This window comes from Streptomyces sp. NPDC104761, assembly GCF_055583445.1.
The window spans coordinates 142,287-155,920 of record NZ_JBVJNZ010000007.1 but is presented as its reverse complement, the minus strand read 5'-3'; the positions used below and the strand labels follow the sequence as shown (position 1 = coordinate 155,920).

The following is a 13,634-nucleotide window of genomic DNA, read 5'->3' as shown; positions in this document are numbered from 1 at the left end:
GTGGGGGGCACCGATCGAGGAGTGGCGAGAATGAGCGAACACCGGCGCCGATCGTCGGGGAGGACCACACCGTCCGGCCCCGACGGCATGCACGGCGGTGGCCGGGCCGCGGCGCGCAGGGCTGCGCAGTCCCGGGGCGGGCGCGCCCGCCGAGCCGCCGGCACCCGGCATGCGAACGTCGCGCGGCCCGGTCGGCGGAGCCTGATCGACTACCCGCGCGCCGGACGACGGGGTGTCCGGCGGTGGCTGCCGTCGTGGAAGCTGGTGTCCGGCACCTTCCTGCTGTTCGTCGGGGGCCTGCTGGGGCTGTTCGGTTACGCCTACGCCACGACGACCATTCCCAGTGCGAACCCCAGTACCCAGGCGCAGAGCAACACCTACTACTGGTCGGACGGCTCGGTGATGACCACCCAGGGGGCCACCAACCGGCAGAACGTCGACCTCGCCCAGGTGCCGAAGCTGGTGCAGTGGGACTTCCTCGCCGCGGAGAACGCGACCTTCTACTCCGATCCGGGCGTCGACACGCAGGGCATGCTCAGGGCCGTCTACCACATGGCCACGGGAGGTGAGGTGCAGTCGGGGTCCACCATCACCCAGCAGTTCGTGAAGAACACCTACCTCAGCCAGGACCAGTCGGTCACCCGCAAGCTCAGGGAGATCATGATCTCCCTGAAGATCGGCGGCCAGCTGTCCAAGCAGCAGATCCTGCAGGGCTACCTCAACACCTGCTACTACGGCCGGGACGCCTACGGCATCGAGGCCGCGGCCCGTACCTACTACCACGTGCACGCCTTCCAGCTGAACGTCAGCCAGGGGGCCTTCATCGCCGCCACGGTCAACGAGCCGAGCCTGCTGATGCACGCCGACACCGATCCGCAGGCCAAGGCCCAGGCCAAGGCCCGCTGGACGTACGTGCTGGAGCGGATGGCCAAGATCCACAAGATCACCGACGCCCAGGAACAGCGGTACCTCGCGGCGGGCTTCCCCACGCCCAGGCCGTACGCGCCGTCGGCGGGCATGGCCGGGCAGACCGGGTACCTGGTGCAGGCCGCGGAGAAATACGTCGAGGCCCACACGTCCCTCACGGACCAGCAGCTGGGTCACGGCGGCTACCAGATCTACACCACCTTCGACAAGAAGAGGGTCGGCGCCCTGTCGACGTCCGTCACGGCGATGGAGCGCAAGCATCTCGATCCGCAGCACCGCCCGGCCGACAAGGACGTCCAGGTCGGCGCGGCGTCGATCGATCCGTCGACCGGCGCGATCGTGGCGCTGTACGGCGGGGCCGGCTGGAACAAGGGGCACTGGACGGACAACGCGGACGCGACCGGTGTGCCGGTCGGCTCCACCTTCAAGCCCGTCGACCTGGCCGCCGCCCTCGACCACGGTGCCGTCCTCTCCCCGGGGCAGCCGCCCTCACCGATCACCCCGTCCTCGAAGTTCGACGGCGACGACGGCATCACCATCAAGAACCAGCAGGGCCAGGAGCTGCCGGACTCGAACGACCCCACCGGTCTCCTGCACCAGCGCAACGACGTGTCCACGAAGTGGGGTTACATCACCCTGCGCAAGGCGATGGAGCAGTCGGTCAACACCCCCTACGTCCAGCTCGGCGAGTACGTCGGCTACGACAACGTGGAGAGCGAGGCCCTGAAGGCGGGCCTCCTGCACACGAGCCTGCAGTACGACACCCCGGGCTTCTACATAGGTACCTCCACACCGTCGGCGATCCGGATGGCGGACGTGTACGCCACCTTCGACGACGGCGGGGTCCAGCACGAGCCGTACTCGGTGACCAAGGTCGTCGCCGACGGCCGGCAGCTGGCCGGCTTCGACAAGCCCAAGGGCACCATGGCCATGCCCGCCTCGACCGCCGACACCGTGACCGACGTCCTGCGAGGTGTCGTCAAGAACGGCACCGGTACCAACGCCCAGGCCCTGGGCCGCCCGGCAGCCGGCAAGACCGGTACGACCGACGACTACAAGTCCGCCTGGTTCATCGGCTACACCCCGCAACTGACCACGGCCGTGAGCATGTTCAAGGAGGACCCGAAGAACGCCGGCCTCCAGTCCATGCAGGGCGTCGGCGGCTACGCCAAGGTCTTCGGCGCCGACATGCCCACCGAGGTGTGGACCGGCTACATGACCGCCGCCCTCCAGGGGCAGCCCGTCCAGCAGTTCCCGCCCGCACCCGCGCTCGGCCAGTCCACGGACGAACTCGGCGCGCCCTCGCCCACCCCCTCCGCCACCGCGACCCAGAGCACACCCCCGGCCACCCCGACCGTGCCGGCCACTCCGACCCCCAGCACCGCACCGTGCCACGGGCACGGGCACGGGCAGCACTGTGTCAGCCCGACTCCGACCGACACCTCCGGAACCACCGCCGGTACCGGCGGCGGCCTCCTCGGCGGCACGACCGGCGGCGGAACCTCACCCACACCCACGCCGACGGGCAGCACACCCGCGCCGGCAGGCGTCCGCGGCCGGCCCTGAGCCGTCGCGTCGTCCGAGGCCGAGAGCGTGGCTCAGGCGGCGTTCACCCGCGGGGCAGGCCGGGGACGCCGTGGTCGCGCAGGGGGCCGACCTGCCAGCCGCGTTCCTGGCAGGTGTCGAGGATGCGGGGAAGGGCGGCGAGGGTGGTGCGCCAGGAGCCGGTGGCGGAGGTGCAGTCGGAGTCGTGCAGCAGGATGGTGCCGCCACCGCGCAGGTCGGTCAGCACGGTGCGCTCGACGGACTGCCGGGTGGCCCGGCCGCGCCAGTCCTCGCCCCAGCAGGTCCACAGCACCGGGGTCAGGCCGAGGCGCCGGCAGGCCAGATGGGCGGCGGTGCTCATCACCCCGTACGGCGGCCGGAAGAGCACGGGCGGCCTGCCGGTGACGTCGGCCACGGCGTCGCGGGCGCGGGCGAGGTCGTCGTGGGCGGCGCGGGGACCGCGGAGCAGCAGCGGGCGGTGGTGCCAGCCGTGGACGGCGATCTCGTGCCCGGCGGCGGCCATCTCCTTCGCCAGGCCGGGAGAGCGGGCCAGCATGGAGCCGAGCAGGAAGAAGGTGGCCCGCAGCCCGCGTGCGTCGAGGTAGTCCAGGAAGCGCGGGGTGGACAGGTGGTCGGGGCCGTCGTCGAAGGTGAGCGCGACGTGATCCGGCCGGCCGCGGCCTGCCAGGCGCGGCATGGCCGCGTTGCGCAGCGGCCCGAAGGTGGAGATCACGGGTGCCGCGTGCAAGGCCGCCAGCGCGGGCACCGCTGCGGCCGAGGCGAGCGCCGTGGCACGGACGAGACGGGCCGGGGTCACCGACCGTCTCCGTCCAGGTAATGGGCGACGGCCGTGAAGCGGGCGGGCGTCTCGTTGTAGGCGTGGGCCAGCGGGGCGGCGACGCCCAGACAGGCCGTGGCCGCCACGGTCGCGGCCGTCAGGGCGATCCGCCGCCGGCCGGCGAGGCGCCGCATGACGGCCTGTGCGTGCGGCGCGGGGTGCGGCCCGGTCCTGGTGGCGATGGCGGTGGCCGGTCCGGGGGCCAGGCGGTGCAGGTCGAGTCCGGCCGCGCGCTGGGCCCGACCGCGGGGTCCGTGGAGGAGCTCGGCCAGCACCCGGCCGAGGTCCGCCGGGTCGCGGACCCAGGCCGCCAGGCCCGCCTCGTCCAGGGCGTCCGCGTTGGTCTGGCCGTGACCGGGGATGCAGCGGTAACTGGCCACCGGCAGCCCGGCGGCGAACGCCTCCAGCGAGGTCAGCCCGCCCGCGTTCTGCACCAGGACGTCGCAGGCGTGCATCAGTCCGGGCATGTCGTCCACCCAGCCGAAAGCGTGCGCGATGCCGTCCGCGCGCAACTCCGCCACGAGAGAGTCGTTGCGTCCGCACACCACCACGGGCACCGCGACCCCGGTCTCCCGTATCTCGACGGCGGCCCGTCGCACCGGTCCGACGCCCCACGACCCGGCGACCAGCAGGGCCAGGGGCGCGTCCGCGGGCAGGGCGAACCGCTCGCGGGCGGCGGTCCGTTGCCCGGCGGTGGCGGGGGTGAAGCGCGCATCGGTGACCGGACCGACGACGGTGGCGGCGGCCGCGCCCTGTACGTGGGCCTGGGCCGCCGGCACCGCGTGCACGGCCAGGTGGGCGTCGATGCCGGGGGCGACCCAGAGGGCGTGGACGGAGAAGTCGGTGAGGTAGGTGAAGGCCGGTACCGTCAGCCTGCCGCGCCGGCGCAGTGCGCCGAGGACCTGGCTGGCGCCGGGGTAGGTCGAGACGACCGCGCGGGTGTCCGGCGCGAGCGCCCGCAGGGTGCGCCGCTCGGCCGCGCGGAACAGGGCCCGCCACAGCGCGCCGGGCCGGGCGGCCCGGTCGGTGGCCGCGTACAGGCGCTGGTAGCCGCTCGGCATCCAGGTCAGCATCCGGTGGTAGGTACCGCACAGCAGCCGGCCCGTACCGGGGGGCAGCAGGTCGAGGAAGTCGTGCCGGTCCACCAGGTACCCGTGCTCGGTCAGCCGCTCCGCCAGCCCCGCGGCCGCACCGTCGTGTCCCGCGCCGACACCGGCCGAGATGATCGCGATCCGCCCGGCACCGCCCTGCGGCGGTGCGGCGGGCAGCGAGGGTGCCGACTCCGGCACCAGGTCGTCACGGTGGACCACGGTGGATCGCCTCCTGATGGGCTACGGGGCACGCCGGGCATGCCCCGGCCCGAACGGCGCTGCGGGCAGGCCGAGGCCGCGCCTGCGCGCGGGCCAGGGCCACGACTCGACCGCTGTGGTGCCGAGAACGGAAGCTACTACATGATGTAGAGCTTAGGAAATGATCGTCGCGGGGCCGGTGTTGGGCGACGGCTCGGACCCGCCCCGTTCGCATCTACAAGTTGTAGTAGATTAGCCGGGTGGTCACTCTGGCGTCGTCGCCACGTCATGCGAGCGTCACCTCGCGAGCGCGAGGCGACCGGTGACAGAGCCCGGGACCCATGGCCGTTCGCTCATCCCGTGAGCACTCGGCGCCCTCACTTGGACGGAAGGACCCCCGCTATGGCCGCGGTCGCCACCGCGCAACCGGCCCTCGACGGATCCGGCATCGACGGCTCGTTGTTCACCTCGGTCACCGACTTCGCCCGGGACACCAAGTGGCTCAACACGCCCATGGAGGTGTGGACCAACCTCGGTCTCGGAGTCTTCGCCGTCCTCATGGTCGCCGGCTGGTGGACCGCACGGCGCCGTGGCCCGCGGGCGATGACCGTCGCGCTGGCCGCGCCGGTCGCCGTCCTGACGGCCTTCGCCGCCGCCGAGGTGGTCAAGAAGCTCGTCGCGGAGGTGCGGCCCTGCCGGTCGATGCCCCACGCCTACTTCGTCGACACCTGCCCGGCACCTTCGGACTACGCCTTCCCCAGCGGGCACGCCACCGTCGCCGCCGCGACCGTGGCGGCGCTCTTCCTGCTCGACCGCCGGCTGAGCGCCGTCGCCGCCGTGTTCGCCGTACTGGAGGGCTTCAGCCGGGTCTACGTCGGCGCCCACTACCCCCACGACGTCCTCGGCTCCGCCGCGGTCGCCCTCCCGGTCGCCTTCCTCGTCAGCTCGGCCGCGAGCCGCTGGGCCACCCCGCTGGTCGGCTCCCTGAGCCACGGGCGGCTGCGCCCGTTGCTGGCGGCCGAGCTCATCGCCACCACAGCGCCGGCCCGGGAGGCCGCTTCGGCCGGGGATCCACTGTGACCACCCGCCGGGCGGCGTGACCTCGTAACACCTTGCGGCGGCCGGAACGGGCAGGACCAGGAGGCCGGCAGCAGAGGGCCGGCGCCCGGCAGGTCAGACGTGCCGCTCTCCGTGATCCGGACGATCAGGGACGGCACAGCAGCCGTCCGGCCGGTGCCCAGGGGCATCGTCGTGGCCGGTGGGCGCGGCGGCGGTGGTGGCAGGGGCCTGTGCGCTGCACAGCGCCCAGTGCGCGCTGTCCAGCATGCGGTCGCTGTCCGAGGCGGCGTTGGCCAGGCTCGCGCAGCAGACGGCGAGCAGCACACCGCCCACCAGCAAGGGCAGGCTGCGACGGGCGGGCGGCGGTGCCAGCAGGGCCCGTACCCGCTGCGGCACCACCCCGCCGGTCGCGGCCAGCGCGGCGGGACGGGAGGCACCGACGGATGCCAGAGCGGCGCGGCCCACGGCGTGGGCGACGACCCTACGGTCACCGACCCGCTCGGCGGCCTCCTCGTCGGCCCAGCGCTCCAGGACGAAGTTGCCCGCGACGGCCACCGGCCGCAGCAGCGGGTTCAGGGCGGCCGTGAGCCGCCACACGCTCTGGAAGACGTGGTGACGTCCGCGCAGATGCGCCCGCTCGTGGGCGAGCAGTGCCTCGCGCTCGGCGCCATCGAGACGGCGCAGCATCCCCCGGGAGACGACGATCCGGCCCGGTGCCCCAGGCAGTGCGAAGGCCAGCGGGACGTCGTCGTCGAGTACGGCAAGCTCCGTGTGACCGGGCAGGCCGGCGCACTCCCGCCGGGCCCGGAGCAGGTGGCGGCCCTGCCGGACGGCGGCCACGCCGAGGGAGACGACACACACCGCGAGCACCAGGGTGCTGACGGCGGCGACCACGGCATAGACGGGGTCCTGGGAGCGCAGCGCGGACACGGACCAGCGGCCCTCCTCGGCGATCTCCGGGATCTGCGCCACTCCGGTGAAGGCCAGCAGGGCGAGGGACCCCGCCCATCCGGCCGCCGTCACCAGCGCGGCGCAGGCGAGCGCCAGGGCCGCAGGGCGCGGGGGCAGCCGGTGCGCCACAGGCGGCGCGAGCACGGCGAGCGCGGCCGTGACGAGGAACGGGATGTAGACGCTGATCAGCACCGGCTCACCGCTTCCCGGGCGAACGCCGGCTCTCGGAGGGTACGTCGTCGTGCCCGGCCAGCAGCTGCTGCAGCAGGTGCTCGTCCTGTTCGGACAGCTCCGAGACGAAGCGGGCCAGGACCGCCTGGCGGTCAGAGCCACCCGTCAGCAGGGAGTGCATGCGCTGGGCGGTGTGCGACGCCTCGTCGCGGGCCGGCTCGTAGGCATAGCCACGGCCCTCGCGGTGCCGCACCAGCATGCCCTTGTCATGCAACCGGGACAGGATGGTGAGGACCGTCGTGTAGGCGAGGTCGCCCGGCAGCTGCTCCCGGACCTCCCGTGCAGTGCGCGGACCGTCGGCGGCCCAGAGCGCGGCGAGCACATCGCTCTCCAGTTCGCCGCGCGCCCGCCTGCCGGACCCCTCGTGGGCTTCCTCGTCTGCCTGGCCCGTCACCTCGCCGTCCGCCTTCCCTCGCCGTCGTCGGGTCCAGGCTACCTGTCCGTTTCCTACTTGTTGTAGGACGTGTCCCTGCGTGAGACGGCCAGGTAGCCGACGAAGCAGGCGATGGCGACCGTCCAGGCGAGAGTGACCGGACCGAGTCCGAACCCGAGGCCGCCACGGCTGTGCCCGAGTGCCATCCAGTCCGCGAGGGATGCGCCCAGGGGGCGGGTGATGACGTACGCCGTCCAGAAGGCGGGCACGGCGGCCAGGATGCCGAAGCGGTGGGCGACTGCGGGCACGCAGATCGCCACGGCGAAGAGGACGGCCGAGCCGAGGTAGCCGAGTCCGGCGGTCGCGGTGAGGTCGCCGGCGGCGGTGCCGAGGGCGAAGGTGGCCAGGACGGCGGCCCAGTAGAAGAGCTCCCGGCTGCGCGTGGTGATGCTGTGGATGGACAGGGTGCGCTCGACGGCGTACCAGAGGGCGAAGACCGCGGCCAGCGTGACGAGGAAGAGCGGGGTGGACACGATGTAGGGCACGCCGAGACCGACGTGCAGCACGTCGGCGGCCATCGTGCCGAAGACGCTGACCATGACGACGGCCGTCCAGTAGACCCAGGCGACGTAACGGCGCACGGCGAACTGCACGGCCAGGGAGGCCGCCAGGGCGAGACCTCCGAGGCCAACCGCCGGCACCGGGCCGAGGACCTTGGCCAGCAGGTCCGACGCGGTCTCGCCCATTCCGGTGGTGAGAACCTTGATGATCCAGAAGTAGGCGGTCACTTCCGGCACCTTGTTCGCCATGGCGCGCACGGAGGTGAGGGGGCGGTCGTCGAGGAGACGGTCTGTGGTCATGGTGCGCACGATGACATGGCCTTCTCCCGCTGCCCCCGGCCCCTTTACCGTCGCTTGGGTACTTCTGGTGCATGAATTTCACTACCGCGCGTTCAACCTGACCACAACCTGAACGCTTCGCCGAAGCCCCTGGTCACAGCCCCCGTGGGGATGATATGACCGCCTGTTGGCCTCTCTCGTCCCGCCCGGCGCCCCGGCGACATGTGAGACTCCGTACGGCTCCCGAGTGCCTACTACATCACGTAGAGGCAGGGCGTATGGTGGGCGCATCGCAGGAGCCGGGCAGCCTTCCGGCCGGTGCCGACCCTCTGTCGTCGGCAGCGCCGGGGTGACGTGCGGGAGCGGATGCTCCCGGCGGGCGCCCAGGGTTCCGGAAGAGGTCCACAAGGCTTGGGCCGGCCAGTATCCGTCTGCACTCATCCACCGAAAGGACCCTGCTCCATGACGGCACCGATTCCGGCGGCGTCCCAGTTGGCTGTGAACGTGCTCGACGCCCACTCCCTGCTGGCGGCCTTCGGCGTGCTGGGCGTCGCGGTGGTGATGTTCGCCGAGACAGGACTGCTGGTCGGGTTCTTCCTGCCGGGCGACTCCCTGCTGTTCACCGCCGGCCTGCTGTGCACGGGGTCGGCGCAGGGAAGCCTGCACCTGTCTCTCGGCCCCCTGCTCGTGGCGGCGGCGGCAGGCGCGCTGGCCGGGGCCCAGTGCGGATACCTGCTCGGGCGGAAGGCCGGCGGAGCGCTGCTGGCTCGCAGCCGCTCCCCGCGACTGCACGAAGGAGCGAAGCGCGCCGAGGAGCTCCTGGAGCGCTACGGGTACGCCAAGGCCGTCGTGCTGGCCCGTTTCGTGCCCGTGGTGCGCACCGTCCTCAATCCGGTGGCGGGCGCGCTGGAGGTGCCGGTACGGACGTTCACCCTGTGGCAGGTCGTCGGCGGGCTCGTGTGGAGCGTCGGCCTCACCCTCGCGGGGTACGCGCTCGGTTCGTCGATCCCCAACGTCGACCGCTACCTGCTCCCGTTGGTGGCGCTGATCGTCGTCGTGTCCCTGGTCCCCCTCGTCGCCGAGGTGTACCGCGGGCGCCGGGCGGCGCGGGCGGATGTCGCGCACCGCCAGGGCGCCGGCCAGGAAAAGTAGAGAACCGTTGCCGGAGTACCTGGGGTCAGCCTGTGGCTTTCATTGCGGTCTGTGAGGATGACGCGGCGGTCCGTGGCGTCCTCAAGCGGGCACTCGAGCACGACGGCCATACGGTCGCGGTCGCGTCCACCGCGGACAGCCTGCTGCGGCAGCTCGAACCGGTCCCTCACCTGGTCGTCCTGGATCTGGGACTCCCGGACGCCGACGGCCGCGACGTCTGCCTGGCGCTGCGGGCCCGTGGCGTCGACGCCCCGGTGCTGATGCTCACCGCTCTGGACGGCGTGCATCACAAGGTGGGCGGCTTCGAGGCGGGAGCCGACGACTACCTGACCAAACCGTTCGACATCCCGGAGCTGCTGGTGAGGGTCCGTGCCCTGCTCCGCAGGACAACCGCGACGACCCTACCGAGGGGCGTCGTTCTCGATCCGGCGAAACATGTCGTGACCCACGGTTCGACGAGCGAGAGCCTGACGCCGACCGAGTTCCGGTTGCTGGGCAGGCTCATCGCCTCGCAGGGCGACGCGGTACGCCGCCACGCCCTCGTCGCCGCGGGCTGGCCGCACGGCGCGCAGGTCAGCGACAACACCCTGGACTCCTACGTTCGCCGGCTACGGACGAAACTCGGCGCGCTGGGCGTGGCCGACCGTCTGGCGACCGTCCGTGGGGTGGGCTACCGATGGGAGTGACGGGCTTTCGCGGGAGGGTCGTCGCTCTCGCGGTTCTGATCGCGACGGCGGTGGTCGCGGTGCTGGTGGTGGTCTCGCACGTGCTGCTGAGCCAGGTGACCGACGCGGACGCGAACGCCCTGGCCCACACCCGTGCGGAGGCGGTCGCGGCGAACGTGGCCGTACGCGGCGGCCACGTCGTGCTGATCGAGGGCGGCAACGAAGCGCTGGACACGGTCTCGTGGGTGTACGCCGACGGGCACCTCATCGACGGAATCGTGCCGGGCAGCGTCCTGGGACGCGTCGACGCGCTCGTCGGCTCCGGACAGTCCCAGACCACCACGGTCGGCAGTGACCTTCTGTACGCCCAGCCGATCCGGCTGCAGGGCCACCAGGTCATGGTGGTCGTGAAGGTGGATCTGACACCGTACGAGACGTCGGAGCAGCGCAGCCTGACGATGTCGCTGATTCTGGGCGGCATCTCGATCGTGCTCGCCGGCGTCGTCGCGCGCCTCGTGGTGGGGCGTGCGCTGCGGGTGGTCCACGAAATGGCCGCTCTCGCCGACGAGTGGGGCGATCACGAACCCGGGCGCCGATTCGACCTCGGCGTGCCCCGGGACGAATTCGGGGAGCTCGGGCGAACTCTCGACCGCCTGCTCGACCGCGTGGACAACGCGCTCGCGGACGAGCGCCGGCTCACCGACGAGATCGCCCACGAGTTGCGGACGCCCCTGACGGCCCTGCGGGGCGAGGCACAGCTGGCGCAGCTCTCCGGTCAACAGGTGGCACCGGAGGCCGTTCTGACCGAGGTCGACCGCCTGAACACGGCGATCACCACGATCCTCGGTGCCGCCCGGACCCGGATCGACGGCGGTACCCGCTGCGATCTCAGGGCGGCGGCGCGGCAGGCGATCGCCGGTCGCTCCATCGAACTCGCCGTCCCGGCCGACGTCGACGTCGCCGTGGCGGCGGAGCTCGTCGTGGCCGTGCTGTCACCCCTGCTGGAGAACGGCCTGCGGCATGCGAGTTCGCGCGTCTGGGTCACGGCGCGCGTCCAGCCCGAGGGGGTCGTGATCGATGTCCTCGACGACGGCCCTGGGTTCGACCCCGAGGAGGTCGACCGGGTCTTCGAAGCGGGCGTGACCAGCGGCGACGGGAACGGGTTGGGGCTGGCGGTGGTGAAGCGCCTCGCCGTGTCCGCGGGAGTGGCGGTCCGCGCGATCGCGGCCGGCCACGGTCGCGTCGAGGTGACCTTCCCCACGGCAGAGGCGATCGCGTAGTCAGGTTGTGTGCAGGTTGGTCACACCAACCTCATTGCATGACAACGACAAGCGAAGTCCGCACACGCCACAGCGGGCGGCTGATGCTGAACAAGGTTCCCGAGGTCACCATCTGGTTCTGGGTGATCAAGATCCTGTGCACGACCGTCGGTGAGAGCTTCGCCGACTGGATCAACATGAAGCTGGGCGTCGGCCTGGTGAACACGGCCTGGATCTTCACCGCGGTGTTCGTCGTGGTCCTGGGCGTCCAGCTGCGGCTGAAGCGGTACGTCCCGTTCCCGTACTGGCTGACCGTGGTCGTCGTCAGTGTCACGGGCACGCTGTACACCGACATCCTGACCGACCAGCTCAACGTGCCGCTGTGGATCAGCACCACGGTGTTCTCGGTCCTGCTCGCCGTGGTCTTCGGCGCGTGGTGGCTGCGCGAGCGCACCCTCTCGATCCACTCGGTCAACACGCTGCCGCGCGAGTCGTTCTACTGGCTCACCGTTCTGGTCACCTTCGCGCTCGGCACCGCGACCGGCGACTGGACCCTCGAACTCACCGGCTGGAGCCCGGGCGTCTCGGTCCTGCTGCCGCTCGGCCTCATCGCGGCGATCATGCTGCTGTGGAAGTTCGGCGCGAACCCGGTGCTGTCCTTCTGGCTCGCCTACATCCTGACCCGCCCGCTGGGCGCCAACATCGGTGACTGGCTCGCCTCCCCGAAGGTCGCCCAGCCGGGCGAGCCGACCGGCCTGGCACTGGGCACCTTCACCACCAGCGTGATCTTCCTCGGCCTGATCCTGGCGACGGTCGTCTACCTGACGGTGACACGCTCCGACGTGATCGAGACCTACGACGCCACGCACACCCCGCAGACCACCGCCAACCCGCAAAGGGAGCGCACCGCGCTGGCGGGCTTCGGCCTCCTCGCCGTCGCCACCGTGGGCCTGCTGATCTGGGCGCACAGCCAGCCGCACGTCGGACCGGCCCCGGAGGAGGACGCCACCTCCACCGTGCACCTCGCCCCCGGCCAGGCCGTGAAGAAGTTCCCGGCCACGAAGGTCGACGCGCTGCGGACGCTCGCGTCGACCTCGCTCAGGGACGCACAGTCCGGGAACGCCACCGGGGCCCACACGGCCGCCCAGTCGCTGCGGGACCTGTGGGACGCCGACCAGGCTTCGCTGCAGCCGCTGGACAACACCGGATGGACGTTCCTCGACGCCCAGATGGACCAGGTCCTGAAGACCTTCGGCATCGACCACTCCAACCCGCCGATGTCGTCGGCCCACCAGGAGGCCGAACTGCGCACCCTCCTCACGGACATGCGCTGACGTCCCCACCCGCCCCCTCGGCGCGGCCGTCGGCGACCACCTCTCGCCACCGGCCCGCGACGGCGGGGCGGGCCCGGGTGCCTGACGTCACGCTGCCGCGGGAAACCGTGCGCCACGCCGCCTGAACAGGGCAGGAGCAGGCGTTCAGAAGGTGTTCAGGTCGTTGCTGCCAAGGTCGTTGACCGCGGTCGCCCCACCGCGGTCGCCCCTTCACACAAGGAGCCCCCCACCTTGCAGCAGCCGAACCACCTCACTGATCTCGACGTCGCGAGCACGACGACATCGGTGATGAAGAAACTGCCCGAGGTCACCCTCGCCTTCTGGATCATGAAGATCGCGGCGACGACCCTGGGCGAGACGGCCGGCGATCTCTTCTCCCAGACCCTGAAACTGGGCTACTTCCTCACCACGATCGCGCTGTTCCTGATCTTCGTGGTGACCCTCGTCGTCCAGCTCAGGTCCCGCCGCTACAACCCGTTCTTCTACTGGACGGTCATCCTGTCGACCAGCATGGCCGGCACCACGATGTCCGACTTCATGAACCGCGACGCCAGCACCAGGTACCTGTCCGCCGGCGCCACCTCGCTCGGCTGGGGACCGCAGGGCCTCGGACTCGGCTACCCGGCCGGCGCGGCGATCCTCGTCTCCATCCTGCTGGCCGTCTTCGCCGTCTGGCGGCTGAGCGGGATGACGTTCCAGATCCGCGACATCGTCACCTTCCGCGGCGAGGCCCTGTTCTGGTCGGCGATCCTCGTCTCCAACACCCTCGGCACCTCCATGGGCGACTTCCTGTCCGACAGCTCCGGCCTCGGCTACGCGGGCGGCGCGCTGCTGGTGACCGGGCTGCTCACCGTACTGGCTGCCCTGATGAGGGTGCCCGTGGTGCCGAACGTCCTGCTGTTCTGGATCGCGTTCGTCCTCACCCGCCCGCTCGGCGCCACCGCCGGCGACTTCCTGACCAAGCCGGCCGCCAAGGGCGGCCTCGATCTCGGTACCCCCGGTTCGTCCGCGGTCCTGCTTGCCGTCCTGTTCGGCCTCATGGCCTACGCGCACGTCCAGGAAGGCAGGACCCGCGGCGAGCGGGTGTGAGACCCACGGCGCACAGACGTGTAGTACCGCGGTACGACCCGGTGGGTGTGGATCAGCCCGCGGTACCACCGAATCGAGGCGTT

General features: G+C 71.7%; 12 protein-coding genes. 7 read left to right on the top strand and 5 right to left on the bottom strand.

Annotated elements, in window-relative coordinates; translation table 11 throughout:
* The first annotated feature begins 30 nt into the window (after positions 1–30).
* A complete protein-coding gene (locus ACZ63F_RS20585; protein ID WP_469712725.1) occupies positions 31–2,493 on the top strand; it encodes a transglycosylase domain-containing protein in 2,463 nt (820 codons plus the stop codon).
* Between the two features lie 43 nt (positions 2,494–2,536).
* Here ACZ63F_RS20585 and ACZ63F_RS20580 read toward each other — a convergent pair whose 3' ends face one another.
* Together ACZ63F_RS20580 and ACZ63F_RS20575 are read right to left on the bottom strand one after the other, a co-directional pair.
* Complete coding sequence (locus tag ACZ63F_RS20580; RefSeq protein WP_469712724.1) at positions 2,537–3,289, bottom strand: polysaccharide deacetylase family protein; 753 nt, start codon at positions 3,287–3,289, stop codon at positions 2,537–2,539.
* Positions 3,286–4,620 (bottom strand): MGDG synthase family glycosyltransferase, encoded by a 1,335-nt coding sequence (locus ACZ63F_RS20575; RefSeq protein ID WP_469712723.1) that lies wholly within the window; start codon positions 4,618–4,620, stop codon positions 3,286–3,288. The genes ACZ63F_RS20580 and ACZ63F_RS20575 overlap by 4 nt, the downstream gene beginning before the upstream one ends.
* 381 nt (positions 4,621–5,001) lie before the next feature.
* Here ACZ63F_RS20575 and ACZ63F_RS20570 point away from each other — a divergent pair, with 381 nt between their 5' ends.
* The gene (locus tag ACZ63F_RS20570; protein ID WP_469712722.1) at positions 5,002–5,679 is read left to right on the top strand and encodes a phosphatase PAP2 family protein; all 678 of its coding nucleotides are present in this window, start codon (positions 5,002–5,004) and stop codon (positions 5,677–5,679) included.
* Positions 5,680–5,772: 93 nt separating this feature from the next.
* Here ACZ63F_RS20570 and ACZ63F_RS20565 read toward each other — a convergent pair whose 3' ends face one another.
* Genes ACZ63F_RS20565 through ACZ63F_RS20555 form a run of 3 tightly spaced genes read right to left on the bottom strand, consistent with a single transcriptional unit; the run spans position 5,773 to position 8,073 of the window.
* Positions 5,773–6,801 (bottom strand): M56 family metallopeptidase, encoded by a 1,029-nt coding sequence (locus ACZ63F_RS20565; protein ID WP_469712721.1) that lies wholly within the window; start codon positions 6,799–6,801, stop codon positions 5,773–5,775.
* 4 nt (positions 6,802–6,805) lie between these two features.
* Positions 6,806–7,234, bottom strand: a complete 429-nt coding sequence (locus tag ACZ63F_RS20560; protein WP_469712719.1) for a BlaI/MecI/CopY family transcriptional regulator — start codon at positions 7,232–7,234, stop codon at positions 6,806–6,808.
* 53 nt (positions 7,235–7,287) lie between these two features.
* On the bottom strand, positions 7,288–8,073 hold the full coding sequence (locus ACZ63F_RS20555; RefSeq protein ID WP_469712718.1) for a COG4705 family protein: 786 nt from the start codon (positions 8,071–8,073) through the stop codon (positions 7,288–7,290).
* A 441-nt stretch (positions 8,074–8,514) separates the two neighbouring features.
* Here ACZ63F_RS20555 and ACZ63F_RS20550 point away from each other — a divergent pair, with 441 nt between their 5' ends.
* The 5 genes from ACZ63F_RS20550 (at position 8,515) to ACZ63F_RS20530 (ending at position 13,551) form a co-directional block, all read left to right on the top strand.
* A complete protein-coding gene (locus ACZ63F_RS20550) occupies positions 8,515–9,204 on the top strand; it encodes a DedA family protein (protein WP_469712716.1) in 690 nt (229 codons plus the stop codon).
* A 32-nt stretch (positions 9,205–9,236) separates the two neighbouring features.
* Positions 9,237–9,890, top strand: a complete 654-nt coding sequence (locus tag ACZ63F_RS20545; protein ID WP_469712715.1) for a response regulator transcription factor — start codon at positions 9,237–9,239, stop codon at positions 9,888–9,890.
* A complete protein-coding gene (locus ACZ63F_RS20540) occupies positions 9,881–11,149 on the top strand; it encodes a sensor histidine kinase (RefSeq protein WP_469712713.1) in 1,269 nt (422 codons plus the stop codon). Before ACZ63F_RS20545 ends, ACZ63F_RS20540 begins: the two co-directional genes overlap by 10 nt.
* Before the next feature lie 38 nt (positions 11,150–11,187).
* Positions 11,188–12,462 (top strand): COG4705 family protein, encoded by a 1,275-nt coding sequence (locus ACZ63F_RS20535; RefSeq protein ID WP_469712712.1) that lies wholly within the window; start codon positions 11,188–11,190, stop codon positions 12,460–12,462.
* 231 nt (positions 12,463–12,693) lie between these two features.
* Positions 12,694–13,551, top strand: coding sequence for a COG4705 family protein (locus ACZ63F_RS20530; RefSeq protein WP_469712710.1), 858 nt, complete (start codon positions 12,694–12,696; stop codon positions 13,549–13,551).
* The last annotated feature ends 83 nt before the right edge of the window (positions 13,552–13,634 follow it).